General features: G+C 72.2%; 24 protein-coding genes. 13 read left to right on the top strand and 11 right to left on the bottom strand.

What is annotated here, in order from left to right:
- Positions 1 to 19 precede the first annotated feature (19 nt).
- Positions 20 to 736: a GntR family transcriptional regulator gene (locus tag AB0M70_RS19035; protein ID WP_365821100.1), complete on the bottom strand. Its 717-nt coding sequence runs from the start codon at positions 734 to 736 to the stop codon at positions 20 to 22.
- Positions 737 to 847: 111 nt separating this feature from the next.
- On the opposite strand from AB0M70_RS19035, the gene AB0M70_RS19030 reads away from it, so the two are divergent.
- From AB0M70_RS19030 to AB0M70_RS19010, 5 genes are read left to right on the top strand one after another with little or no spacing between them, the layout of a single operon-like run.
- Positions 848 to 2158: an MFS transporter gene (locus AB0M70_RS19030; protein ID WP_365821099.1), complete on the top strand. Its 1311-nt coding sequence runs from the start codon at positions 848 to 850 to the stop codon at positions 2156 to 2158.
- Positions 2155 to 2946, top strand: coding sequence for a putative hydro-lyase (locus AB0M70_RS19025; protein ID WP_365821098.1), 792 nt, complete (start codon positions 2155 to 2157; stop codon positions 2944 to 2946). Before AB0M70_RS19030 ends, AB0M70_RS19025 begins: the two co-directional genes overlap by 4 nt.
- A 33-nt stretch (positions 2947 to 2979) precedes the next feature.
- Positions 2980 to 3771, top strand: a complete 792-nt coding sequence (locus tag AB0M70_RS19020) for a 5-oxoprolinase subunit PxpA (RefSeq protein ID WP_365821097.1) — start codon at positions 2980 to 2982, stop codon at positions 3769 to 3771.
- Positions 3768 to 4403 (top strand): allophanate hydrolase subunit 1, encoded by a 636-nt coding sequence (locus tag AB0M70_RS19015; protein WP_365821096.1) that lies wholly within the window; start codon positions 3768 to 3770, stop codon positions 4401 to 4403. Before AB0M70_RS19020 ends, AB0M70_RS19015 begins: the two co-directional genes overlap by 4 nt.
- Positions 4400 to 5269, top strand: a complete 870-nt coding sequence (locus AB0M70_RS19010; RefSeq protein ID WP_365821095.1) for a biotin-dependent carboxyltransferase family protein — start codon at positions 4400 to 4402, stop codon at positions 5267 to 5269. The genes AB0M70_RS19015 and AB0M70_RS19010 overlap by 4 nt, the downstream gene beginning before the upstream one ends.
- 84 nt (positions 5270 to 5353) lie before the next feature.
- On the opposite strand, the gene AB0M70_RS19005 is transcribed toward AB0M70_RS19010, so the two are convergent.
- A complete protein-coding gene (locus AB0M70_RS19005; protein ID WP_365821094.1) occupies positions 5354 to 6772 on the bottom strand; it encodes a HEAT repeat domain-containing protein in 1419 nt (472 codons plus the stop codon).
- A 302-nt stretch (positions 6773 to 7074) separates the two neighbouring features.
- Positions 7075 to 7467: an ankyrin repeat domain-containing protein gene (locus AB0M70_RS19000; protein WP_365492482.1), complete on the bottom strand. Its 393-nt coding sequence runs from the start codon at positions 7465 to 7467 to the stop codon at positions 7075 to 7077.
- 298 nt (positions 7468 to 7765) lie between these two features.
- Here AB0M70_RS19000 and AB0M70_RS18995 point away from each other — a divergent pair, with 298 nt between their 5' ends.
- Positions 7766 to 7960 carry a hypothetical protein gene (locus tag AB0M70_RS18995; protein WP_160503705.1) on the top strand — a complete coding sequence of 65 codons (195 nt, stop codon included), beginning with the start codon at positions 7766 to 7768 and terminating at the stop codon, positions 7958 to 7960.
- Between the two features lie 48 nt (positions 7961 to 8008).
- Positions 8009 to 9658, top strand: a complete 1650-nt coding sequence (locus tag AB0M70_RS18990) for an ATP-binding protein (RefSeq protein ID WP_365821093.1) — start codon at positions 8009 to 8011, stop codon at positions 9656 to 9658.
- Positions 9659 to 9680: 22 nt separating this feature from the next.
- Here the strand turns inward: AB0M70_RS18990 and AB0M70_RS18985 are convergent, their stop codons facing one another.
- A complete protein-coding gene (locus tag AB0M70_RS18985) occupies positions 9681 to 11180 on the bottom strand; it encodes a PLP-dependent aminotransferase family protein (protein ID WP_365821092.1) in 1500 nt (499 codons plus the stop codon).
- Between the two features lie 101 nt (positions 11181 to 11281).
- Here AB0M70_RS18985 and AB0M70_RS18980 point away from each other — a divergent pair, with 101 nt between their 5' ends.
- The 4 genes from AB0M70_RS18980 (at position 11282) to AB0M70_RS18965 (ending at position 14737) form a co-directional block, all read left to right on the top strand.
- Positions 11282 to 11941 carry a hypothetical protein gene (locus AB0M70_RS18980; protein ID WP_365821091.1) on the top strand — a complete coding sequence of 220 codons (660 nt, stop codon included), beginning with the start codon at positions 11282 to 11284 and terminating at the stop codon, positions 11939 to 11941.
- Positions 11938 to 12705: a glycerophosphodiester phosphodiesterase gene (locus tag AB0M70_RS18975; RefSeq protein WP_365821090.1), complete on the top strand. Its 768-nt coding sequence runs from the start codon at positions 11938 to 11940 to the stop codon at positions 12703 to 12705. The genes AB0M70_RS18980 and AB0M70_RS18975 overlap by 4 nt, the downstream gene beginning before the upstream one ends.
- Positions 12706 to 12753: 48 nt before the next feature.
- Complete coding sequence (locus AB0M70_RS18970) at positions 12754 to 14106, top strand: MFS transporter (RefSeq protein ID WP_365821089.1); 1353 nt, start codon at positions 12754 to 12756, stop codon at positions 14104 to 14106.
- Between the two features lie 256 nt (positions 14107 to 14362).
- On the top strand, positions 14363 to 14737 hold the full coding sequence (locus tag AB0M70_RS18965; RefSeq protein WP_030360404.1) for an RNA polymerase-binding protein RbpA: 375 nt from the start codon (positions 14363 to 14365) through the stop codon (positions 14735 to 14737).
- A 109-nt stretch (positions 14738 to 14846) separates the two neighbouring features.
- Here the strand turns inward: AB0M70_RS18965 and fxsA are convergent, their stop codons facing one another.
- From fxsA to AB0M70_RS18945, 4 genes are all read right to left on the bottom strand, one after another.
- Positions 14847 to 15428: an FxsA family membrane protein gene (fxsA, locus tag AB0M70_RS18960; RefSeq protein ID WP_363211083.1), complete on the bottom strand. Its 582-nt coding sequence runs from the start codon at positions 15426 to 15428 to the stop codon at positions 14847 to 14849.
- Between the two features lie 72 nt (positions 15429 to 15500).
- Complete coding sequence (locus AB0M70_RS18955) at positions 15501 to 16340, bottom strand: polyprenol monophosphomannose synthase (protein WP_365821088.1); 840 nt, start codon at positions 16338 to 16340, stop codon at positions 15501 to 15503.
- Between the two features lie 489 nt (positions 16341 to 16829).
- Entirely contained in the window at positions 16830 to 18473 is a 1644-nt protein-coding gene (locus AB0M70_RS18950; RefSeq protein ID WP_365821087.1) for an amidohydrolase, read from the bottom strand.
- A gap of 57 nt (positions 18474 to 18530) precedes the next feature.
- Complete coding sequence (locus AB0M70_RS18945; RefSeq protein ID WP_160503714.1) at positions 18531 to 18971, bottom strand: Lrp/AsnC family transcriptional regulator; 441 nt, start codon at positions 18969 to 18971, stop codon at positions 18531 to 18533.
- A 199-nt stretch (positions 18972 to 19170) separates the two neighbouring features.
- Here AB0M70_RS18945 and AB0M70_RS18940 point away from each other — a divergent pair, with 199 nt between their 5' ends.
- Entirely contained in the window at positions 19171 to 19617 is a 447-nt protein-coding gene (locus AB0M70_RS18940) for a hypothetical protein (protein WP_365821086.1), read from the top strand.
- A gap of 12 nt (positions 19618 to 19629) precedes the next feature.
- Here AB0M70_RS18940 and AB0M70_RS18935 read toward each other — a convergent pair whose 3' ends face one another.
- Positions 19630 to 20730 carry a phosphotransferase family protein gene (locus tag AB0M70_RS18935; protein WP_365821085.1) on the bottom strand — a complete coding sequence of 367 codons (1101 nt, stop codon included), beginning with the start codon at positions 20728 to 20730 and terminating at the stop codon, positions 19630 to 19632.
- Positions 20731 to 20742: 12 nt separating this feature from the next.
- The gene (locus tag AB0M70_RS18930; RefSeq protein ID WP_365821084.1) at positions 20743 to 21870 is read right to left on the bottom strand and encodes a hypothetical protein; all 1128 of its coding nucleotides are present in this window, start codon (positions 21868 to 21870) and stop codon (positions 20743 to 20745) included.
- A 281-nt stretch (positions 21871 to 22151) separates the two neighbouring features.
- Between AB0M70_RS18930 and AB0M70_RS18925 the strand changes: the two genes are divergently transcribed.
- Positions 22152 to 22484 (top strand): hypothetical protein, encoded by a 333-nt coding sequence (locus AB0M70_RS18925; protein WP_365821154.1) that lies wholly within the window; start codon positions 22152 to 22154, stop codon positions 22482 to 22484.
- Here AB0M70_RS18925 and AB0M70_RS18920 read toward each other — a convergent pair.
- Positions 22447 to 23622, bottom strand: a complete 1176-nt coding sequence (locus AB0M70_RS18920) for an acyl-CoA dehydrogenase family protein (protein WP_365821083.1) — start codon at positions 23620 to 23622, stop codon at positions 22447 to 22449. The two genes, AB0M70_RS18925 and AB0M70_RS18920, sit on opposite strands and share 38 nt — an antisense overlap.
- Between the last annotated feature and the right edge of the window lie 5 nt (positions 23623 to 23627).

The raw sequence follows: 23627 nt of genomic DNA, 5'->3' as shown, positions 1-23627 counted from the left end.
CCGCCGGTCCGCCCGGAGCTCAGCCGCCGGTCCGCTCGCCCTCCGCGACGCGGCTGCCGTAGACCTCGACGAGGCCGCGCAGCGAGTCGTCGAGGTAGACCGCGAGCAGCCGCTCGGCCTCCGCGGCGTCGCCCTTCTGCAGGGTCTGCAGTATCTGCCGGTTGCGCGCGAGGTAGGGCTCGTGCAGGCGTCGCGGGTCGTCCACCACGTGGAAGGCCAGGCGGAGTTCGGCGAAGACGCTGCGCATCACCTCGTCGGTGCGGGCGCTTCCGGCGAGCGCGACCAGCTCCCGGTGGAAGTGGATGTTGGCGGTGGAAACGCCCTTCCACTTGCGCTCGCGGGCGGCCTTCGTGCCGTCCGCGACGGCGCTCTCGAGTCCGTCGAGGACGAAGGGCGGCTCGCCGAGACCGCGGACGACCGCGCATTCCACGAGGCGTCGGGTGCGGTAAATGTCCTCTACGTCCTCGACGGTGAGAACACGGACAAATACCCCGCGGTTGAGCTGGTGGACCAGCAGCCGTTCGTGCGTGAGCAGACGGAAGGCCTCGCGCAGCGTGTTGCGCGAGACGCCGAGCGCGCCGCCGATGCTGTCCTCCGACAGGCGCACTCCGGGCGGGAAGTACCCCTCGGCGATGCGGCTGCGGAGGATGTCCGACACCCGCTCCGCGGTACTGGTGCGCCCCAGGAGCGCACGGTCGTCGGCCAGTCCGCTCGGGTCAGCCATTCCCTCAGCCATGCCGGGATTCAATCGCAGATACAAGAACGAGACAACATGGGTATTGAGGGATCGTTCAACGATCCTCTACCTTGGCGGGCACGGCACAGTCCCCCCTCCTGCGAGGTGCCCATGAGCACACCCCCGCCGCCCCAGACCCTGTCGACCGACACCCGCCCCACGGACGGCGACCCCGCCAACGACACTGACGACAGTGGCGCGTTCGGCTGGCTGCGCGCCCTCGGCCCGCGCGGCCGCCGCGCCTTCGCGGGCGCCTTCGGCGGCTACGCCCTCGACTCCTACGACTACTTCACGCTCCCGCTGAGCATGGTCGCGATCGCCGCGTACTACGGCCTGGACAGCGGCCAGACGGGCCTGCTCACCACGGTCACCCTGGTCGTCTCCGCCATCGGCGGCGCGATCGCCGGGGTGGTCGCGGACCGGATCGGCCGGGTCAAGGCACTGATGATCACGGTCATCACGTACGCCGTCTTCACCGTCGCCTGCGGCTTCGCGCCCAACTACGAGACGCTGCTCGTCTTCCGCGCCCTCCAGGGCCTCGGGTTCGGCGGCGAGTGGGCGGTCGGCGCGATCCTGGTCGCCGAGTACGCCACCGCCAAGAACCGCGGCCGCACGCTCGGCGCGATCCAGAGCTCCTGGGCGATCGGCTGGGCGCTCGCGGTGATCGTCTACACCGTGGTGTTCCAGTTCCTGGACGAGGACATCGCCTGGCGCGTGATGTTCTGGACCGGCGCGCTGCCCGCCCTCCTCGTCGTCTACGTGCGCCGCAACGTGCATGACGCCCCGGAGGCGGCCGAGGAGCGCGAGAAGAGCGCGCACAAGGGGTCGTTCACCGCGATCTTCAAACCGGGCCTGCTGCGCGTCACGCTCTTCGCGGTCCTGCTCTCCACCGGCGTGCAGGGCGGCTACTACACGCTCGCCACCTGGGTGCCCACCTACCTGAAGACCGAGCGCGGACTCACGGTGGTCGGCACGGGCGGGTATCTCGCGTTCCTCATCTCCGGTGCCTTCATCGGCTATCTGGCGGGCGGCTATCTCACCGACATCCTCGGCCGCAAACGCAACATCACGCTCTTCGCGTTCCTCTCCGCGGCCAGCATCCTGGCCTACACGAACATCCCGGACGGGGCCAACGGCCTTCTCCTTGTGCTCGGTTTCCCGCTCGGCTTCTGTATGTCGGCCATTTTCAGCGGCTTCGGTTCGTTCCTCAGCGAGCTCTACCCGGCAGCCGTGCGCGGCACGGGGCAGGGCTTCACGTACAACACGGGACGCGCCGTGGGCGCCGTGTTCCCCACCATGGTCGGCTTCATGGCCGACAGCTGGGGTGTGGGCGGTGCGCTGGTCTTCGGCGCGCTGGGCTACGCCATCGCCGTGCTCGCGCTGTTCGGACTGCCCGAGACGCGCGGGAAGGAGCTGACATGAGCCCCTCGGTCACCGCGTCGCACAGCCCCGCGGAGGCCCGCGCGCTCTTTCGCGCGGGTACGAGCGGCCCGACGGCGGGATGGGCCGCCGGCCACACCCAGGCCAATCTGATCGCCGTGCCCGCCGACTGGGCGTACGACATGCTGCTGTTCTGCCAGCGCAACCCGAAGCCCTGCCCGGTGCTCGACGTCACGGACGCGGGCTCCTGGACCACGACCCTCGCGCCCGGCGCCGATCTGCGGACCGATCTGCCGCGCTACCGGGTGTGGCGGGACGGCGAGTTGACCGACGAGCCCACGGACGTGGTCGAGCACTGGCGGGACGACCTGGTGTCGTTCCTCATCGGCTGCAGCTTCACCTTCGAGTGGGCGCTGACGGAGTCCGGCGTCCCGATGCGCCATGTCGAGCAGGGCCGCAACGTCTCCATGTACGTGACCGCGCGCCCCTGCCGCCCGGCGGGCCGTCTGCACGGCCCCATGGTGGTGTCGATGCGCCACGTCCCGCCCGAGCACCTCTCGGCGGCGATCAGGGAGACCTCCCTGCTGCCCGCGGTGCACGGCGGCCCGGTGCACTGCGGGGACCCCGCGGGGCTCGGCATCGACGACCTCACCCGGCCCGACTTCGGTGATCCGGTGGCCGCCGAGCCCGGTGACATCCCGGTGTTCTGGGCATGCGGGGTGACACCCCAGGCCGCGGTGATGGCCTCGCGCCCGCCGTTCGCGATCACGCACGCGCCGGGCCAGATGTTCGTCACCGACGCCCGCGACGAGCAGTACCGGGTGGCCTGAGCGGCCGCCGGACGGAAACGGAGATCCACGCAGATGACGGAAGCCTCGATGACGGAAGCCTCGATCGACGCCGTGATCGATCTCAACGCCGACCTCGGTGAGGGTTTCGGCCGCTGGCGCCTGACCGACGACGAAGAGCTGCTCTCCGTCGTCACCAGCGCCAACGTGGCCTGCGGCTTCCATGCCGGGGACGCGGCCACCATGCGCCGCGTGTGCGCACAGGCCGCCGAACGCGGCGTACGGATCGGCGCCCAGGTCTCCTACCGCGACCTGGCGGGCTTCGGGCGCCGCTCCATGGACGTACCCGCCGACGAACTGGCGGCCGAAGTGGCCTACCAGATCGGCGCGCTGGAGGTCTTCGCGCGGGCGGCGGGCGCGCGCGTGGCCTATGTGAAGCCGCACGGCGCGCTCTACAACCGCGTCGTCCAAGACGAGGACCAGGCCCACGCCGTCGTCGCCGGGGTCCTCCTCGCGGATGACACGCTGCCCGTCCTCGGGCTGCCGGGATCGCGCTTCCTCGAAGTGGCCGACAAGGCCGGACTGCCGGTCGTCACCGAGGCGTTCGCGGACCGCGCGTACACCCCGGAAGGGACGCTCGTGCCACGCGGCACCGAGGGCGCCGTCATCACGGAGGCGGACGTGGTCGTCGAACGCTCCGTGGGCATGGCCCGGTCCGGGTCCGTCACCGCTCTGGACGGCCGGCGGATCGGCGTCCGCGCGCGCTCACTGTGCCTGCACGGCGACACCCCGGGCGCGGTGGCCCTCGCCCGGCAGGTCCGGGCGCGCCTCGAGGGCGCGGGCGTGCGGGTGGAGGCCTTCGCGTGAGGGTGCTTCCGGTCGGCGATCTCGCGCTGCTCGTGGAACTCGCCGACGGCGACGAGGCGCAGGCCCTCCACGCCGAGCTGCTGCGCCGCAGGGCCGCGGGCCTGATCCGCGTACGGGAGATCGTGCCCGCGGCCCGCACGGTGCTCCTGGACGGCCTTGACGACCCCGTCCGCGTCGGCGCGGAGCTCGCCGCCCTGGACGTTCCGCCGCTGTCGGCGCGCGCGGAGGACGTGCGGGAGATCCCCGTCCGCTACGACGGGCCCGATCTGGCCGATGTGGCGGCGCACTGGGGGGTGCCGGTGACGGAGGTGGCGCGCATCCACGCGGCCACCGAATTCCGGGTCGCCTTCTGCGGGTTCGCGCCCGGCTTCGGCTATCTCACCGGACTTCCGGAGCGCTACGACGTGCCTCGCCGGGCCACGCCGCGTACGAGCGTCCCGGCCGGCAGCGTCGCCCTCGCGGGTCCGTACACCGGGATGTATCCGCGCTCCTCGCCGGGCGGCTGGCAGTTGATCGGCACGACCGACGCCGTGTTGTGGGACCACGCGCGCGTGCCCGCCGCGCTGCTCACCCCCGGGGTCCGGGTGCGCTTCGTGCCCGCTCCCCTCGTACAGGGCTCGGAGGCACGATGACCGACCGTGCTTTCGCCGTCGTACGGGCCGGGGCCCTGACCACGGTGCAGGATCAGGGCCGCCCCGGGCACGCGCACCTCGGGGTGCCGCGCTCCGGGGCCCTCGACCCGGCCGCGGCCCGCCTCGCCAACCGCCTCGTCGGCAACCCGTCCGACGCCGCCGTCCTGGAGACCACGCTCAACGGCTGCTCCGTGCGGCCGCGTTGCGCGGTGACGGTGGCGGTCGTGGGGGCGCCCTGCCCGGTGACGGTCGACGGCCGCCCGGTGGCATGGGGCGCCCCCGTGCGGGTACCGGCCGGTGCGCTGCTCGACGTCTCGGCGGCCGTCTCCGGAGTACGGTGCTATATCGCGTTCAGTGGCGGAGTGGCCGTCGAGCCGGTCCTCGCCAGCCGCTCCACCGACCTGCTCTCCGGGCTCGGCCCTCCCCCGCTCGCGGACGGCACGGTCATCCCGCTGGGGGTGGCTGCCGGGCCCCACGCGCGCGTGGACGCCGTTCCGCACCCCGCGCCGCCCCACGAGCTGATCCTGAGGGTGACGCCGGGCCCGCGCGCCGACTGGTTCACTCCCGCGGCCCTGCGCACGCTGACCACGCGCGCGTACCGGGTGTCCTCGGCGAGCAACCGCATCGGTTTGCGCACCGAAGGCCCTTCCCTGGAGCGGGAGTTCACCGGCGAGCTCCCCAGCGAGGGCATGGTCCTCGGCGCCGTCCAGGTGCCACCGGACGGTCGGCCCGTGGTGTTCCTCGCCGACCACCCGACGACCGGGGGCTATCCCGTGATCGCGGTGGTCAGGGAGTCCGACCTGGCCGGCGCGGCGCAGGCGGTGCCGGGAACACCGGTCCGATTCGTCCCTGCGGCACGACGCTGAGACGTCCCTTCAACGGCCCTTCCCGGTGCACGCTCCGGGGCCCTCGATTCGCACGCGCCCCGCAGCACCCCGGGGGCGCGCCAGTTACACCTCGGCCGCGTCGGGGTCGATCCTGCTGCGTACCGCCGTCTGTACCTCGTCCTCCTCGGCGGGGTCCGCGGCGAGCCTTCTGAGCTGGGTGACCACGCGGGCGTCGCCGGTCTCGGCGTGCCGTGCGGCGACCTCGCGGGTGGACTCCTCACAGTCCCACAGGCACTCGACGGCGAATCCGGCGGCGAAGGAGGGGTCGGTGGCGGCGAGCGCGCGGGCCGCGCGGCCGCGCAGGTGGGAGGAGGCGGTCTCGCGGTACACGTGGCGAAGGACCGGGGCCGCGCAGGCGATGCCGAGCCGTCCCGCGCCGTCGACGAGGGTCCAGAGGGTCGGCGCGTCCGGGCCTTCGCCGCGGACGGCCTCGCGGAGCGCGGCGAGCACGAGCTTGCTGTCCTGGGCGCCGCCCCTGCAGGCGAGCACCCGTCCCGCGGCGGCGCCGAGCTCGTCGGGCCGCTGGGCCCAGCGGCGGGCCCGCTCGACGGCGGCGACGCTGCGCATCCGTTCGAAGGCCTCGGCCGCGGCGTCCACGACGGCCCGTGACGGGCTCTCCACCGCGAACTCGATGAGGTCGAAGACGGCGGGGTCCTGGGCGTCGGCGAGGTAGCGCAGGGCCGTGCCGCGCGCCCCGTCGGAGCCGTTGCGGGCGGCCTCGAGGATCTCGGCGCGGTCCTCGGGCCCGGCGACCGCGCTCAGGCAGCGGGCGGCGGGCACATGCAGGACCGAGCCGCGTTCGAGCCCCTCCTGCGCCCAGTCGAAGACGGCCTGGACGCTCCAGCCGGGGCGTGGCCCCGCGGGGCGCATCTGTCGCTGCCAGCGGTCGAAGGAGCCCTGTTCCCGTGCGGCGCGCACGCGGGCACCGACGGCCTCGCGGGGGTCCTCCTCCCACAGCCGCCAGGGCCGGGGTTCGTAGGCGTCGCGCACCACGGCGGCCAGTTCGGCCTCGCCCTGAGCGTCCGAGGGGAACCTGGCGAGCACGGGCACGGCCAGGGCGCGCAGGCCCGCGTCGTCGTCACGCATCGCCAGTTCGTCCAGGGCCCAGGCCCAGTTGGTGCCGAAGGCCGCGTACCGGCGCAGCAGTTCGAGGGCGTCGTGCCTGCCGTACGAGGCGAGGTGCCCCAGGACGGCGAGCGCCAGGCCGGTGCGTGAGTCGTCCGTGTTCAGGACGTCCTCGGGGTCGAACAGATGCCGCTCGATCTCCTCGATCCCGCCGCGCAGGTCGAGGTAGAGGCGGGCGTAGTAGAGGGAGCGGTTCTCGACCTGCCAGTCGTGGCGTGGGTCGTGGAGCACGCAGGTCTCCAGGGCGGCGAGCGCCTCGGACCGGGGTGCGGTGAGTGCGTGCAGGGTGCCGTCGCCGCGGCCCCGCTGCAGCAGGCCGAGCAGCGTACCGCTGGGCGCTATGACCGGATCGAACATGGGAAACAGCCTCACATCAAGCGTCGACGCAACCGGGAATCGTGAATTACCTGGCCGTGCGCCAACACGTCGGGCCGCCCGCCGTCTTTTGCTTGTTGTAGACCATCTTCCTCTGCCTCTCGTCGGTGGCCCGTAGGGATCCCGGACGGGAGGTCCGGGGGCGGGCCGCTCACGGTCCACGCGGTGCGGCAACTCCTGCCCCGCCGTCGCGTCCGTGAATCACGTCGTCATGATGACCCAGCGGTTCACACCGCCGCGACCACATTTCCAGCGCCCCCGTTGTTGCTGGTCAGGTACCCCGCTCAGGCCGCCCCGAACAGCTCGAGCAGCTCCGTCTTGGCGAACATCCGGGCGGTGTCCACCGCCGACGGCGTGCCCGCGGCCGGATCCGCTCCTCCGTCGAGCAGCGCCCGGATCACCGCGTCCTCGCCCTTGAAGACGGCCCCGGCGAGCGGCGTCTGCCCCCGGTCGTTGGCACGGTTGGCGTCACCGCCCCGCTCCAGGAGCGCCCGGACCGCCTCCGCGTGGCCGTGATAGGCGGCGAGCATCACGAGCGAGTCACCGCTGTCGTTGGTGAGGTTCGCCGGAACGCCTGCGTCCACGTAGGCGGCGAGGGCCTCGGTGTCGCCCTGGCGCGCCAGATCGAAGATCTTGGTCGCCAGCTCCACGACTTCCGGGTCGGGGGCTTCGCTCATGGACCGGACCGCCTTTCGACTGCGGGGTGACTCGAAGGGGTCGTACGGCGCCGAGTGCAGCCGTACGAGTGAATCGACAGGGTACTGCCCGTCCGGGGACATGACGGGGCGCGCCCGCGGCAAAGATCACGAAGGCACCCGGACGCCACCCCGAGGCGCACTCCGAAGGCCCGACAAGCCTCCGCCATTCGAGGGAATTCCTCGAAAATTCCCCCATTTGCACCTTTTATCGTATGGATACATGCTGTGAACCTGGAACAACTCATGGTGACTGTCCCCACCAACCAGGAGAACCGTCATGATCCTTTCCATCTCGGGCGTCGTGCTGCTCGGCATCATCGTCTTCCTGTTCTTCCGCAAGGACGGACTCAAGGCGTCCCACGCCGTGGTCTGCGCGCTCTTCGGCTTCTTCATGGCGGGCACCGCCATCGCCCCGAGCATCAAGGCCGGCAGCGCGAGCCTGGCGAGCCTCCTCGGCGGGATCAAGTTCTGACGCCTCCTGCCCCCTGCAGCACTTCGTTCGCACCATCTGGAGACTGACGTGGCCCGGCGCCCCCTCCCCCGCATCCTGAGCAACGGCACCGCCTCGATCGCCCGCAGCCGGGAGTTCGCACGGTCGGCCGCCGACAGCGCCACCGACGTCCTCCACCCGCTGATCACGATCACTCGTGGACTGCGCCGCCTTGCAGGGGCCGGGCGGCGCAAGTGGACCGACACCCCCAAGGACCGGCGCGGACCGCTGCTGTTCCTGGTGGCCTCCGTGATCCTGGTCGTGACCCTCATGCCGTACGGTCCGCTGCTCGCCGCCATCTGTCTGATGGCGGCCGCCGCGTGGACCGGCCGGGAACGCACGGAGCCGGCGCCCACCGGCCCCGACGAGGCGCAGACCCAGCGCCTGCAGTCCCTCTACGAAGCGCTCGTGCCGTACTTCTCGGTCCCCGAGGACCCGGCGCCGCTCTTCGCGCACGGCGGCGAGTGGGACAAGGCCCTCACGTCCTACGAGTTCGACGACGACGGACGTGTCTCCCATCTGGTGGTGCGCTATCCCGCGTACTTCACGGACGGCGAGACCGAGTCCCGCACCCGCATCGAGCAGCTGCTGCACGCCAAGGCGGGCCGTGGCCGCGAGTACCACTTCGAGTGGGACGAGGAGGGCAACCAGCTCACGGTGAACGTGCTGCCCCCGCTGCCCACCGACATCGCCGCCCAGCGGTTCGTCACGGCCCCCGGCGAGACCGTGCTCGGCTTCACCGACCCCACCGGGGTCCAGCGCACCCTCCCCGTGACGGACGGCGACACTCAGCGCGACGTACCCCCCGTCGTCTGGCGCACCGGCCCCCGCTCCACCGAGCCGCACCTCCTGGTGATCGGCGAACCCGGCAGCGGCACAACCACCCTGCTCCGCTCCGTCGCCCTGCAGGCCCTGCAGCACGGAGACGTCCTGATCGTCGAGGGCAGCGGCATCGGCGACTACGCCTGCCTGACCGGGCGGGACGGTGTCCTGGCCATCGAGTGCGGGCTCGCCGGCGCCCTGGCGAGCCTGGAGTGGGCGGCGCACGAGACGGAGCGCCGCCTCATCTCGGCCAACCGGGCCCGCCAGGCGGGCCACCCCGCCCCGGAGGACACCAAGCGGCCTTTGTGGATCCTCATGGACCGCCCCAGCGTGCTCGGCCACCTCGCGGCGGCCGACGGACGCAAGGACCCGCAGTCGCTGCTCCAGGTGCCCCTGCGGCACGGCAGGGCGGCCAACGTCACGGTGGTCGTGGCCGACCAGTTCGACAGCATCGACTCCCTGAGCGACCCGGTGCGCCAGCACACCCGCGCGCGCGTGGTCCTCGGCCCCACGACGCTCGACCAGGTCGAGGACATCCTCGGGGTGCCGCCGCGCACGACGCCCACCTGCGACATCCCGCCCGGCCGCGGGTACGCACGGCTCGGCACGGGTCAGGTGCACCGGCTCCAGGTGCCTGCGACGCCCGATCCGTACGACGACGCGACGAGCGAGGCCCACCGGCAGGCGGTGGTGGAACTGCTGCCCGCACGGAGCGCCCCCGCCGACGCCGGAACGAGCGCAGAAGGGACGGCGACGGCCGAGACCGGTACCGAGGTCGTCGCCGCTGCCGACGCCGATGCCGACACGGCGGCGGCGAAGCCGGGCGCGCGACCGGAGCCCGTGCCCGCCGAAGGCTGACGTCTCCCCGTGGCCCGGGGGCTCAGGCCACGAAGGCCCGCGACGCCTCCACGCCCCCGCCCGCCCCGGTCTCGACCAGACGCGCGGCCGCGGCCAGCCGCACCGCCGCTTCCTCGGCCACCGCGCCTCCCACGGTGAACGGCAGCCGCACATACCCCTCGAAGGCGCCGTCCACCCCGAAGCGCGGCCCTGACGGGACCCTGACCCCGACCCGCTCGCCCACTTCGGCCAGACGGGAGCCGGAGAGGCCGCCCGAGCGCGCCCACAGGGTGAGGCCGCCCGCCGGCACCGCGAACTCCCACTCGGGCAGTTCGCGGCGGACGGCGGCCACCAAGGCGTCGCGGTTCTCGCGGGCCTGTGCCCTGCGCACCTGCACGGCCGATTCCCAGCCGCCGGTGCTCAGGAGCCAGTTCACCGCCAGCTGTTCAAGGACCGGGGTCCCCATGTCGGCGTACGCGCGTGCCGAGACGAGGCTGCGGATGACGTCGGGAGCGGCCCGCACCCAGCCGATGCGCATGCCCGCCCAGAAGGCCTTGCTGGCCGAGCCGACGGTGATGACGGTCGAGCCCGCCGGGTCGAAGCCGCAGACGGGGCGCGGCATCGTCAGGTCGTCGTCGAGCTGCAGTTCGATCATGGTCTCGTCGACGACGAGGACCGTCCCGGCGGAGCGCGCGGCGTCGACGAGCTTGCGCCGCTGGTCCTCGGAGGCGAGGGCGCCCGTGGGGTTGTGGAAGTCCGCGACCACATAGGCGAGCCGGGGCGCCGCGTCCCGCAGCACCTGGCGCCAGCGGTCCATGTCCCAGCCCTCGAGCCCCTCGGACATGGCGACGGGGACGAGCCGGGCGCCCGTCTCGCGCATCAGCTGAAGGATGTTGGCGTACGAGGGGGACTCGACGGCGATGCGTTCGCCGCGCGGGGCGAACAGATGGCAGATCGCGTCGATGGCGCCCATCGCGCCGGTCGTGACCATGATCTGTTCGGGCATGGTCGGGATGCCGCGCGCGGTGTAGCGCTCGGCGAGCATCTGGCGCAGGGCGGGCAGACCGGCGGGGAAGTCGCCGTGCGTGTGCGCGTACGGAGGCAGTTCCTCCAGGGCGCCCTGGACGGCGCGGGTGAGCCAGGGCTCGGGCGCGGGCAGCGCGGCGCAGCCGAGGTCGATCATGGAGCCGAGCGCCTCGGGCGGGAGCGGTTCGAGGCCGCGCGCGGGCAGCGGGTTGCCGGCCGGGACCGCGGTCCAACTGCCCGCTCCCCTGCGGGATTCCAGGAAGCCTTCGGTGCGCAGCGCCTCGTACGCAGCCGCGACCGTGGTCCGGCTGACGGCGAGGGACACGGCGAGCTCGCGCTCGGCGGGCAGCCGTGCGGCGACCGGCACACGTCCCTCGAGGACGAGCATGCGGACGCCGTCGGCCAGGGCGCGATAGGCGGGCGGGCGGCGCGAGCCGGGGCCCGCGGGGCGCGTCTGCTGAGAGGTGAGCAGCCGCGCGAGCTGTGTGGCGCCCACCGCCGAAGTCCACTGAGCCATGATTCCCAGTCCACCTTCCTGGAATTGGCCATGGTTGGTATCCCTTTACGAGCCACAGAGTGTCATGCGTCAGGCCACTACCACCAGCAGGGGGGCATCTCTTGTCCACGACCACGCCACATCTCGTACGACGGCTGATCCAGCTGTACGTCGGCCTGGCGCTCTACGGCGCGAGCTCCGGGCTCCTGGTGGTGGCCGGGCTCGGCCTCGAACCGTGGAACGTGCTGCATCAGGGCCTGGCCGAGCTGACGGGGATGTCCATCGGTGTCGTCTCGATCTTCATCGGCGCGGCGGTGCTGCTCCTGTGGATCCCGCTGCGCCAGCGCCCCGGGCTCGGCACGGTCTCCAACGTCTTCGTCGTCGGCCTCGCGATGGACGGCACCCTCGCGTTGATGCCGGACGCGCACGCGCTCGCCGCCCGCATCGCGCTGCTCGTGGCGGGCATCGTCCTGAACGGCGTGGCGACCGGGCTCTACATCGCCGCGAAGTTCGGTCCCGGCCCCCGGGACGGCCTGATGACGGGCCTGCATCAGCGCACGGGCCGCTCGATCCGGCTGATGCGGACCCTGGTCGAGGTGGCCGTGGTCGCCACCGGTTTCGCGTTCGGAGGCACGGTGGGCGTCGGCACGGTGCTCTACGCGCTGGCGATCGGCCCGCTGGCCCAGTTCTTCCTGCGCCTCTTCACCGCCGCCCCTGCACCATCCGAGGGAGGCGTGGTGGCTGCCGGCGGGCCACCGGAGCAGGCGATACTGCAGCGGTGAGCCCGCGTATGCGCCATCCCTATCTCGACCATCCCGGCCCGCTCGCCTTCGCCCACCGGGGCGGGGCGGCGGACGGCCTGGAGAACACCGCCGCCGCGTTCCGGCGCGCGGTCGACCTGGGCTACCGCTACATCGAGACGGATGTGCACGCCACGTCGGACGGCCGCCTGGTGGCCTTCCACGACGACACCCTCGACCGGGTGACGGACACGGGCGGACTGATCGCCGATCTCCCCTGGAGCGCCGTGCGCCACGCGCGCGTGGCGGGCAGCGAGCCGGTGCCCCTCTTCGAAGAGCTCCTGGAGTCCTTCCCCGACGTCCGCTGGAACGTGGACGTCAAGGCCGAGCCCGCCCTGCTCCCGCTCCTCGAACTGCTGCGCCGCACCGACGCCTGGGACCGCGTGTGCGTCGGCTCGTTCTCCGAGGCCCGCGTGGCCCGCGCCCAGCGTCTTGCGGGCCCGCGCCTGGCCACCTCGTACGGCACGCGGGGCGTGGCGGCCCTGCGGCTGAGCTCGTTCGGCGTCCCGGCCGGCGTGCGCCGCTCCGCGGTCTGCGCGCAGGTGCCCGAGACGCACGGCGGGATCCGGGTGGTGGACCACCGCTTCGTCCGCGCGGCCCACGCGCGCGGGCTGCAGGTGCACGTCTGGACGGTGAACGACGCCGGACGCATGGCCGCTCTGCTCGATCTCGGTGTAGATGGCATCATCTCTGATCACATCGAGACGCTGCGCGACGTGCTGAAGGACCGGGGAGCCTGGGCCTGACCGCCTCCGGGGCGGCAGCGGACCACGGGGACCAGCGAGGGGGCACGGGTGGGTACCGACACCGTGCGGGCAACACCACCGGCCGACGAGAGCGCCGCCGAACGCCGGCGGGAGCAGCGCGGCTGGTACATGTACGACTGGGCGTGCTCGGTCTACTCGACCAGCGTCCTGACGGTCTTCCTCGGCCCCTATCTGACGGAGATCGCCAAGTCGGCTGCGGACGGCGACGGGTACGTCCACCCGCTGGGCGTCCCGATCAGCGCCGGTTCCTTCTTCGCGTACGCGGTGTCGGCGTCGGTGATCCTGTCCGTCGTGGTCATGCCGATGGCGGGCGCCGCCGCCGACCGCACGGGCCGCAAGAAGCCGCTCCTCGCGGTGGCCGCCTACCTGGGGGCCGCGGCGACGGCGGGCATGTTCTTCCTGGACGGCGACCGCTATCTGCTCGGCGGCTTCCTGCTGATCGTCGCCAACGCCTCGCTCGCCGTCTCGATGGTGCTCTACAACTCCTACCTGCCGCAGATCGCTCCTCCCGGGGAACGTGACGCGGTCTCCTCACGCGGCTGGGCCTTCGGCTACGCGTCGGGGGCGCTCGTCCTGGTGGCGAATCTGGCCCTGTTCCTGGCCCACGACACCTTCGGCGTCCCGGAGTCGACGGCCGTGCGCATCTGTCTGGCCTCGGCGGGCGTGTGGTGGGGCGCCTTCACGCTCGTACCGCTGCGGCGGCTGCGTGATCGCAAGGTGCCGCCTTCCGCGGCGTCGGCCCGCGGCTGGCGGCAGCTCGCGTCGACCGTGCGCGACATGCGCCGCCATCCGCACACCCTGTCCTTCCTGCTCGCCTACCTCGTCTACAACGACGGCGTGCAGACGGTGATCTCCCAGGCGTCCGTCTACGGCTCCGAAGAGCTCGGTCTCGGCCAGTCCACGCTGATCGTGGCGGTGCTCCTGGTCCAGGTGCTCGCGGTGGTCGGGGCGCTCGCCATGGGGCGCCTCGCACGGACGTGCGGCGCCAAACGGACCATCCTCGGTTCGCTCGTCGCGTGGACGGTGACGATCGGGGCGGGGTTCTTCCTGCCCGCGGGCGCGCCGGTGTGGTTCTTCGTGCTCGCGGCGGGGATCGGTCTGGTGCTCGGGGGTTCGCAGGCGCTCTCGCGGTCGCTGTTCTCCCACCTGGTGCCGGCGGGCAAGGAGGCCGAGTACTTCTCCGCGTACGAGATCAGCGATCGCGGGATGGCCTGGCTGGGCCCGCTGATCTTCGGCCTGACCTATCAGCTCACCGGGAGCTACCGGGACGCGATCGTCTCGCTCGTGGCCTTCTTCGTGATCGGTTTCGTCCTGCTCGTGCGGGTACCCGTGGAGCGCGCGATCCGCGACGCGGGGAATCCCGTACCCGACAGGATTTAGCAACTGAAGCCAAAGGGCGGTAGTGTACGCGTTTGGCTTACCAGGCGGACCGTTACTGCGCGCTGAAGATTCAGAAACGCAGGGTGACATCCTCTGTCAGATGTGACATACCGGGCGCTGGTGGGTACAACAAGGGGCGGCATACGACGGCGACGCATGACCCTTAACGGGAATCTTTACCGCCGACCGGACGTTGACCGGATGACGACGACAGCGACACCTGTCCTGTGGGCGACAAGCCCGGGAGGCACGATTCATGAGTGAGCGAGCTCTTCGCGGCACGCGCCTCGTGGTGACAAGCTACGAGACCGACCGCGGCATCGACCTGGCTCCGCGCCAGGCCGTGGAGTACGCATGCCAGAACGGACATCGTTTCGAGATGCCGTTCTCGGTCGAGGCGGAGATCCCGCCGGAGTGGGAGTGCAAGGTCTGCGGGGCCCAGGCACTCCTCGTAGACGGCGACGGACCTGAAGAGAAGAAGGGGAAGCCTGCGCGTACGCACTGGGACATGCTCATGGAGCGCCGTACTCGAGAGGAACTCGAGGAGGTCCTGGAGGAGCGCCTCGCGGTTCTCCGGTCAGGAGCCATGAACATCGCGGTGCATCCGCGGGACAGCCGCAAGTCCGCCTGACGGCGAACTGAACAACACCGCACACGAAGGCCGGGGCCACTGCTGAGCAGTGGCCCCGGCCTTCGTGCTGCGTCCTTCGTGCCGCATCCTTTGTGCCGCGCCGGACCGCTCAGCGCGGCGGCAGCTGCGGGTCGTCCGGGTGCGGGCCGCGGGGCGGACGCTCGTCGTCCCTGATGACCTCGCCCTGGACGACCTTGCCGTCCGGACGGTGCATGCGCGCCTGCTGGAAGGCTTCGCCGAGACCGCCCTGGGTGGCCGCCTCGCGGACCTTGCGCTCGAACGTCTTCTCCGCCGTTCGGCTGACGGCCTTCTGGACGGGCGGCACCAGCAGAAGCAGTCCCAGGGCATCGGAGATCAGCCCAGGCAGGATGATCAGCAGGCCGCCCAGCATCGTCAGGGCGTTGCCACCACCCCGCTCGGAGGGATGCGGCGCCAGGCCGCTCTGCTGCTGTTGCACCGCCTCGCTCAGCTCGCGGAAGGCGCGCCGCCCGGCGTGCTTGATGACCATGCCGCCGAGCACCACACCGGCCACGAGCAGCAAGAACACCGTGAGCCCGCCGGCCGCGCCCGCCACGACGGTGAGCAGCCAGATCTCCAGGACCAGCCACGCGGCGATGCCGAGCGGCAGGAACCTGAGGACGCGGGAGCGCCGGGGCCGGGCGGGTCTGGTGGGCGGTACGCCAGTCGTCATGGCTCCAGTGTGCCTGGGCCCGGCTCAGACCGGCATAAGGGAGTGATCAGCAAGCGGCCGCCGGAGCGACGATCAGGGCTTCTTGCCGTCCTTGGAGGGCTCCTGCGCTCCCTCGGCGTCCTTGCGGCCCAGGGCGCGGCCCACACGGCCCACCCGCTCGCCCACGCCCCACGCGGTGACGCGCCACAGCGCCTCGGCCACGATGTCCTGGCTCATCTTGCTGTCGCCGTGCTCGCGCTCGACGAAGGTGATCGGCACCTCGACGACGTGATAGCCCGCCTTGATCGCGCGGCGCGCCAGGTCGACCTGGAAGCAGTACCCCTGCGAGGCGACCTCGCCGAGGCCGATGCCCTCGAGGGTCTCGCGGCGGAAGGCGCGGTAGCCGCCGGTGACGTCGCGGATCGGCACGTCGAGCATCAGGCGGGAGTACGTGCTGCCGCCGCGGGAGATGATCTCGCGGTACTTGGGCCAGTTGACGATGCGTCCGCCCGGCACCCAGCGCGAGCCGAGCACGAGGTCGGCGCCCTTGAGCGCGGTGAGCAGCCGGGGCAGCTCCTCGGGCTGGTGGGAGCCGTCGGCGTCCATCTCGACGACCACGCCGTAGTCGTTGTCCAGGCCCCACTGGAAGCCCGCGAGATAGGCAGCGCCGAGGCCTTCCTTGCCCTTGCGGTGCAGCACGTGCACGTTCTCGTCGTCGGCCGCGAGCTCGTCGGCGATCTTGCCGGTGCCGTCGGGGCTGTTGTCGTCGGCGACAAGAATGTGCGCCTCGGGTACGGCGACGCGGACACGACCGACGATGGCCTGGATGTTCTCCGCCTCGTTGTAGGTCGGAATGATCACCAAGGCCAGGCCGAGCGGGCCGAACTGCCTCCCCTGGTCACCGGTTTCGGAGACCGCACCGCCGTCGTTCACTACTGCCCCTTCGTTCGTACGCAGAGGACCACCATAGTGGCCGCTTCCCGCACGGCCACGGCGGCACGGGCGGTAAAGGGGAGTACTGCGGATCGGGGCCCGGCGCCCTTCGGGCCGACCTGGGGCCCGCTGGCTGCGGGTCGACCGAGAGCCGTTGTCTACTGAGCGTCCGGGCCCCACCCGGGTCACACCTGCCGGCCCGGTGGAACGTTCCCTCGCTTCCGCGGCGCGGGCGCTGGACCTGGCTCCCAGTGGTGGTGCGCCGGTGCGGCACACCGCCCATGGCCCAGCGGCGTTCGACGGCTGCGTGGAATTTCTCCGGTCGGACGTCCTTTGGTGGACCCGGCCGAACCTACCGGCCGACGGCCGCGTTCTGTCAATAGCCATGTGACCTGGGCCGATTCCAAAGACAGCCAGGTCAGTGCCGAGGATACGCAGGTCGTGCGACGCGACAACGAGCCGCGATCGGCCGTACGCACCGCCGGGACATCACTCGTCCGGCCGTACGAAGACCGGCTGTCCGAACACCACCGTGCGCAGGCAGACGGGGAGTTCGACGCCCGGGGAGAGATCCGGAAGGCCGGGCGTGCCGGAGCGCGGATCGGTCGACCAGCGCGCGACGCGGTCGTCCGGCGCCTGGACCACGAGTTCCGCGGTGCGCCAGACGGCGTAGTCGGCGGGCGCCCCCGGCACCAGGACACCGGCGTCGTCCCGGCCGATGGCCCGCCAGCCGCCCCGGGTGTGGGCCGTGAAGGCGGCGCGCACCGACACGCGGTGCTCGAGGGTCTGATGGAACGCGGCGGCGCGGACGGTGCCCCAGGGGTCGAGCGGGGTGACGGGGCTGTCGGAGCCGAAGGCGAGCGGGACGCCGGTGCGCAGGAGGGCCGCGTACGGGTTGAGGGTGCGGGCCCGATCGGCGCCGAGGCGCTGGACGTACATGCCGTCGTCACCGCCCCACAGGGCGTCGAACGCGGGCTGTACGGAGGCGGTGAGGCCGAGCTCCGCGAAGGCGGCGATCGTCTCGGGGGTGAGCATCTCGGCGTGCTCGACGCGGTGCCTCGCGGCGCGGACGCGGGCCAGGCCGACCTTCTCGGACGCGGCGCGGATGCCCTCGACCACGGCGGTCACCGCGGCGTCGCCGATGGCGTGGAAGCCCGCCTGCATCCCTGCCTCGGTGCAGGCGACGACGTGCGAGGCGACGGCGGCCGCGTCCAGATAGGCGGTGCCGGTGTGGCCGGAGTCGGCGTACGGCTCGTGCAGGCAGGCGGTGTGCGAACCGAGCGCCCCGTCGACGAAGAGATCGCCCGCGGCGCCGATGGCCCCCAGTTCCTTTGCACGGGCGACGCCTTCCTCGCCCTGCTGCGCCCAGTAGCCGACGACGCGCGGCCCGGCCTCGTCGGCGGCGAGGCGCAGCAGCCCGGTGAGGTCGTCCTCGCTGGAGATCTCGGGGCCCGCGCACTCGTGCACGGAGCCGATGCCGAGCGCTGCGGCGCGCCGCAGCGCCGCCCGCTGGGCCTCGGTGCGCTGCTGCGGGGAGAGCGCGCCGAGTGCCGCGGCGCGCACCGCGTGGTGGGCGTCGCCGGTCAGCGGCGCGTCCGGGCGGAAGCCGGTGCGCTCGGTGATGCCGGGGACGAGGTCGAGCAGCGCCGTGGTGACGACGGCCGAGTGGACGTCGATGCGGGTGAGATAGAGGGGACGGCCACCGGCCGCCTCGTCGAGTTCCGCGCGCGAGGGCGGACGGCCGTCCGCCCAGCGGGCCGCGTCCCAGCCGTGGCCGAGCAGGACCCGGTCGTGCGGCCGGGCGGCGGCGTGCTCCCGTACCAGAACGAGCGCTTCGCCGAGGGAGCGGGCACCCGTCAGGTCCAGGCCCGTCAGGGCGAGGCCGGTCGACGTGGTGTGCACATGCGCATCGGTGAACGCGGGGGTGACGAGCGCTCCTTCGAGGTCGACGACCTCGTCCACGCCGTCGGCGAAGGCGTCGGCCGCGCCCTCGGATCCCACCCAGGCGACGTGCCCGCGTTCGACGACCATGGCCGTGGCGAACGGATCGGCGGGGCTGTGGACGTCGCCACCGCGCAGCAGCACGGTGCGGTGGCCCTGAGGGCCGTTCTGGGGGGTGGTGCTCTCGCTCATGGGACCAGTTTGGCCCCTGCCCGCGCGGGCCCCGCGCAGGGGTCGCCCACGGGCGGCTCAGACCTGCGGGGGCCTGGCCTCGTACGGCGTGGAGAGGACGACCGTCGTGCGCGTGGAGACGCCGGCGAGAGCGCGCAGACGGCTCAGCAGGTGTTCGAGCTCAAGGGGGGTCGCGACGCGCACCTTGAGGATGTAGTTCTCGTCGCCCGCCACGCTGTGGCACGCCTCGATCTCCGGGACGCCCGCGAGGCGTTCGGCGATGTCGTCGGGCGCGCTCGGGTCGAACGGCTTCACCGAGATGAACGCCGTGAGCGGCAGCCCGACGGCCTCGGCGTCGACGACCGCGGCATAGCCGCGGATGACGCCGCGCTGCTCCAGGCGGCGCACACGCTGGTGCACGGCCGATGTGGACAGGCCCGTGGCCTTGCCCAGGTCGGTGTAGCTCATCCGCCCGTCCTTGACGAGCAGCTGCACGATCTGTCGGTCCAGCTCCTCCATGCGCCGAACCTACAGGGCTCTTGATCCCTCCGGGTACCGGTAGGCGCGACGGCGGCATCTTCTCGGGGCATGTGACGAACGCCACATACCTGTGACCGTGTCCAAAGGGATGTCACGATTACGTCTACGACGGGACGGGAAGTGCTTGCTGTGGTCGAGGCCGCAGCGCCTTCTCGGCCCACCCAAGGGGGAGAGTCCCATGCAGAATCTGAAGCGCCCCGGTCGCCCTGCCCGCAGCAAGCAGCAGCGCTCCGAAGAATCCGCGTCCGCACTCGTATCGGAGGGCGTCGAATCGGGTGAATCCGAGTTCGACGCGTACGACACCTTCGAGATGTACCGGGTGACGTGCCCGGACTGCGCGCAGCCCATCGCGCTCCTGGCCGACGAGGACGTGCTGCCCGAGCACGCGCTGTGCGCCCAGCCGTGGAACCCGTTCGGGCTCACGGTGTGCGCGGGCACGGGCCGTGCCGCGGCCGACGCCGAGCCCGCCGACGAGTCGATGGAGGCTCAGGAGCAGGACACCGCCCTGCTCCTGACGCTCCCTCAGGGACTCGACTGGCGGACGCAGCCCTTCTCGCACGTCGGCGGGCAGGGCTCGCGCCCGGTGCGCGTCGTGCCCCAGCCGGACCGGCGCTCCGCGGCCTGACCGGCCCGAGGGCTACCAGTAGCTGCCCTGCACCATGGCCGCCAGGCTGGCGTGGTGCAGGATCAGCGTGTCCGGGTCCTCGGGGACGGTTGCCTCGCCGAAGTGCACCTGCCGGTAGGCGACGCGCAGCATGACGATGGCGTGCCGCAGCGCCGCGTACAGCGTGTGGAAGTCCATGGACCGGGGCGTGTGGCCGGTGAGCCGGGCATAGCCCTCCTCGATGGTGTCGCGGCGCAGGAAGCCGGGCAGGCCCTCCTGGCCGAAGCTCACCGTCAGGTCCTGGAAGAAGCGGTGCAGATAGACCATCCAGCCGAGGTCGACCTCGCGGGGTGCGAGCGCCGCCATCTCCCAGTCCAGTACGGCCACGGGGTCGAAGCCGTCGTAGATGACGTTTCCGATGCGCGCGTCACCCCAGTTGAGGACGGGCTCGCCCTCGTCGTCCGGCCAGAGCTCCTCCAGCCGTTCGAAGGCGCGCTCGATGAGGGGTGAGCGGGGCAGGCCCTCGACCACCCAGCCGTAGTAGGCGCGTTGGGCGTCCACGTGGCGGCGCAGCGGGCTGCCTTCCCCGGGCAGGGCGAGGAACTCGGCCTGCGCGACGGGCACTTGGTCGTGGAGGTGGGCGAGGAGGCGGATCGACGCGTCCTCCAGGTGCGCGCGCTCGGCGTCACTCGCCGCATGGAGCCAATTCCCCTCGTACGTATAGGGCATGACGTCCGGCGGCACGCGTCCCTCGACCCGCTCCATGACGAAGAAGGGCGCGCCCAGCGGCCCGGGGTCCTCCTCCAGCCACAGCACGCGCGGCACCGGCAGGTCGGTGTGCTCGGCGACGAGCCGCATCGTGCGGTGCTGGCGCGGCAGGTCGTAGACCGGGAAGATCGTGTACGCGGCCGGGTCCGCCGCCACGCGCAACGCGCAGGCCCGCAGCGGTGGTTGTGGATGCTCGATGTCGAAGAGGAGGGTCTCGCTCGACATGCCGTTGGACTCGGGCACCCGCACTCCGGTGGCCTTGGCCCCGGGCAGCCGCACGCCGAGCCAGGCCGTGAGCCTGCGGGTGAGTTCCTCGGGGTCGCGCGTGGTGGTGCGGAGGCGGGGTCTGCTGGGTTCTGTCGCCATCGCGGAGTCCTCTCAGGGTGCGACCGATTCGAAGCCGGTGAAGCCGCTGGGGTCGTGGCGGCCGAAGCTGCCGTGCTCGAAAATGCCGTACCCGGTCTGCCCGTCGAGGGTGAAGCGTGCGGCGTGGTCGATGACTCCGTACGCGGCCATCGGGTGCGCCGCCGGATCCGACAGGTCGTACGTGCGGCGGTCGGTCCAGCCGCGCCCCTGCCAGGTGCCGTGCTGCCAGTCGTCCGCGGGCGGATAGCCGGCACCCACGGCGAGCGGCAGGGAGGCGAGGACCTCGACGCCGAGCTCGAGGGGCTTGCGGTCGTCCGGGCCGGTGAGGTGGATGACGGCGCGCTCGGGGTGCCGGGTGCCGGAGCGGTAGGTGATGTCGGCCTGGGGCCAGCCGAGTTGGCGGTCGCGCACGCCGTTCCGTACGACCGTGGCCTCGTTCAGGGTGCGGTGGCCGTCCGCGTCCTCCTGGGTGATGACCATGAGGAAGCGGTCCTCGAAGCGCACGGGGCTCCAGATCCAGTGGAAGCCCTCGGTGCCGAACTCCTCCTCGAGGCGCCCGCGTTCCTCGCCGGGTATGGGCCGCACGCCCCAGCTGCGGTCGCGGGTGGCGGTCCACTCCCCCGCCGTCACCGCGATGTCCTCGCCGCCGACGCGGATCGTCCCCTCGCAGCCGCCCGCCTGGACGAAGCGGCGCCCTTCGAGGGAGAGCCGGTCGCCGCGCCGCTGGATGTGGTGCGGTTCCCAGAGGGCGGGAAAACCGGCGGTCCACGTGATGTCGTACGCGAGGGAGCCGGGGTCGGCGGGATCGGCGGCGCAGGTCAGGCGCAGCCGTCGCAGCGGTTCCTCGACGGTGATGGTCAGGGGGCCGACGGAGAGGTTCATCCGGTCGTCGCCGAGGGCGTCGGACGCGCGTACGGCGTGCAGCGTGTCTCCGATGCGCAAGGTGGCGTACGCGTCGATCACCCCCACGTTCGGGTAGACCCCGAGCCCGAGGATGAGGAGCGCCTGCCCCTGGTGATCGAAGAGGTGGAAGATACAGCGGTCGTAGGCGTTGCGGTCGCCCGTCGCGACCTGCTTCATGGACAGCGGGACCTGATGGATCGGGTACTCGTCGAGCGGGACGGGGCGGTCGTCTGCCACGGCAAACCTCCCTGGGCGCACGGTGGTTGACGGGCGCGCGACCGATGCCGGGCCCGCGGCGCGGAGTTGACGGTACGTCAGACCGCGTGCCGGAGCCAGACACGTGTCAGCCCGCGTTCGGGGAGAGGGGCCTTCCCGTCCGGCAGCCGCAACGCCGGGGCCGCGCCTTCGTCCGGGGCGAGGGAGAGCGGGCCCCCCGCTCCTCGACACGGGCATGCCACGAACTGAGGGGCGAATCCCGCAGGCGGTGACTCGTCCCCCGCGGGGCGCGTTGGCCGCGTATGACCACCCCCACGCCGATGCCCATGGCGCACCCGCCGACCGGCCGCCGCAGGCGCACCCTCCTGACGGCTCCCCCGCCCGACGCAGAATCGGTTCCCCAGCGCCCTCAGCAGCCGCAGCGCCCCCACCCGCACCACCAGCAGCAACCGCCCCAGCCCCCGCCGCCACACCTGCAGGATCCGCCCATCTACCGCGCCCTCATCCGCAGCTGGGCCGAGCGGGGCAAGACCCTGCCGGGGCGGCACGACCCGGAGTGGGTGCGGCTCGCGGCGCCTCCGGTCAGGCTCGGTCAGTTCAGCGCGTCTCGGGACCCGCGAGGTGACGTGCGATGACCATGCGCTGGATCTGATTGGTCCCCTCGACGATCTGCAGCACCTTCGCCTCGCGCATGAAGCGCTCCACCGGGAAGTCCGCGGTGTAGCCGTACCCGCCGAGGACCTGCACGGCGTCCGTCGTCACCTTCATCGCGGCGTCCGTGCACAGCAACTTGGCCATGGCCGCCTGCTTGGAGAACGGCCTGCCCGCGTCGCGCAGCCGCGCCGCGGAGAGATAGAGCGCCCGGCCCGCCTCGATCTGCGTCGCCATGTCCGCGAGCATGAACCGAAGGCCCTGGAAGTCCGCGATCGGCTTGCCGAACTGCCGCCGCTCGGTGGCATAGCCGAGCGCCTCGTCGAGTGCCGCCTGGGCCACACCGATCGCACACGCCGCGATGCCGAGCCGCCCCGAGTCGAGCGCGGAGAGCGCGATCGCGAAGCCCTGGCCCTCCTCGCCGATGCGGCGGGCGTCGGAGACCCGTACCCCGTCGAAGTTGATCTGGGCGGTGGGCGAGCCCTTCATCCCCATCTTCTTCTCGGGCACCGCCGCGTTCAGCCCCTCGGCGTCGCCCGGCACCAGGAACGCGGAGATGCCGCGGGCGCCTTCGCCGCCGGTGCGGGCGAGGACGGTGTAGAAGTCGGCGACCCCGCCGTGCGTGATCCACGCCTTCGTTCCGCTGATCACCCATGCGTCGCCGTCACGGACGGCCTTCGTCCGCAGGGACGCCGCGTCCGATCCCGAGGCCGGCTCGGAGAGGCAGTACGCCCCGAGGAGCCCGCCGCCGAGCATCGCGGGCAGGTGCTCGGCCTGCTGCTCCTTGGTGCCGTACCCCGCGAGCGCGTGGCAGGACAGGGAGTGGACGCTGACACCGAGACCGACGGTGAGCCGTGCGGCGGCGAGCTCTTCGAGGACCTGGAGATAGACCTCGTACGGCTGGTCGCCGCCGCCGAACTCGGAGGCGTACGGAAGTCCGAGCAGTCCGGATTCGGAGAGGAGGGCGAAGACCTCGCGCGGGAAGTGCCCGGCGTCCTCCTCCTCGGCCGCGCGGGGAGTGATCTCCCGCTGGACGAGGTCACGGACGAGCGAGAACAGATCCCGCGCCTCGTCCGTGGGCAGCTGACGGTCCACCGGCTGCTGCGAGCTTCGCTCAGGCACGATCG

Source organism: Streptomyces sp. NPDC051214 (assembly GCF_040682375.1).
Taxonomy (GTDB): Bacteria; Actinomycetota; Actinomycetes; order Streptomycetales; family Streptomycetaceae; genus Streptomyces.
The sequence above is the reverse complement of the archived record's forward strand: the minus strand, read 5'-3'. Positions and strand labels throughout refer to the sequence as shown.

What these genes read in the sequence shown, in the direction of transcription:
- AB0M70_RS19035 (WP_365821100.1), bottom strand. Translation starts at nt 736, where the DNA reads ATGGCTGAGGGAATGGCTGACCCGAGCGGACTGGCCGACGACCGTGCG.
- AB0M70_RS19030 (WP_365821099.1), top strand. Translation starts at nt 848, where the DNA reads ATGAGCACACCCCCGCCGCCCCAGACCCTGTCGACCGACACCCGCCCC.
- AB0M70_RS19025 (WP_365821098.1), top strand. Translation starts at nt 2,155, where the DNA reads ATGAGCCCCTCGGTCACCGCGTCGCACAGCCCCGCGGAGGCCCGCGCG.
- AB0M70_RS19020 (WP_365821097.1), top strand. Translation starts at nt 2,980, where the DNA reads ATGACGGAAGCCTCGATGACGGAAGCCTCGATCGACGCCGTGATCGAT.
- AB0M70_RS19010 (WP_365821095.1), top strand. Translation starts at nt 4,400, where the DNA reads ATGACCGACCGTGCTTTCGCCGTCGTACGGGCCGGGGCCCTGACCACG.
- AB0M70_RS19005 (WP_365821094.1), bottom strand. Translation starts at nt 6,772, where the DNA reads ATGTTCGATCCGGTCATAGCGCCCAGCGGTACGCTGCTCGGCCTGCTG.
- AB0M70_RS19000 (WP_365492482.1), bottom strand. Translation starts at nt 7,467, where the DNA reads ATGAGCGAAGCCCCCGACCCGGAAGTCGTGGAGCTGGCGACCAAGATC.
- AB0M70_RS18995 (WP_160503705.1), top strand. Translation starts at nt 7,766, where the DNA reads ATGATCCTTTCCATCTCGGGCGTCGTGCTGCTCGGCATCATCGTCTTC.
- AB0M70_RS18985 (WP_365821092.1), bottom strand. Translation starts at nt 11,180, where the DNA reads ATGGCTCAGTGGACTTCGGCGGTGGGCGCCACACAGCTCGCGCGGCTG.
- AB0M70_RS18965 (WP_030360404.1), top strand. Translation starts at nt 14,363, where the DNA reads ATGAGTGAGCGAGCTCTTCGCGGCACGCGCCTCGTGGTGACAAGCTAC.
- fxsA (WP_363211083.1), bottom strand. Translation starts at nt 15,428, where the DNA reads ATGACGACTGGCGTACCGCCCACCAGACCCGCCCGGCCCCGGCGCTCC.
- AB0M70_RS18950 (WP_365821087.1), bottom strand. Translation starts at nt 18,473, where the DNA reads ATGAGCGAGAGCACCACCCCCCAGAACGGCCCTCAGGGCCACCGCACC.
- AB0M70_RS18945 (WP_160503714.1), bottom strand. Translation starts at nt 18,971, where the DNA reads ATGGAGGAGCTGGACCGACAGATCGTGCAGCTGCTCGTCAAGGACGGG.
- AB0M70_RS18940 (WP_365821086.1), top strand. Translation starts at nt 19,171, where the DNA reads ATGCAGAATCTGAAGCGCCCCGGTCGCCCTGCCCGCAGCAAGCAGCAG.
- AB0M70_RS18935 (WP_365821085.1), bottom strand. Translation starts at nt 20,730, where the DNA reads ATGGCGACAGAACCCAGCAGACCCCGCCTCCGCACCACCACGCGCGAC.
- AB0M70_RS18925 (WP_365821154.1), top strand. Translation starts at nt 22,152, where the DNA reads ATGACCACCCCCACGCCGATGCCCATGGCGCACCCGCCGACCGGCCGC.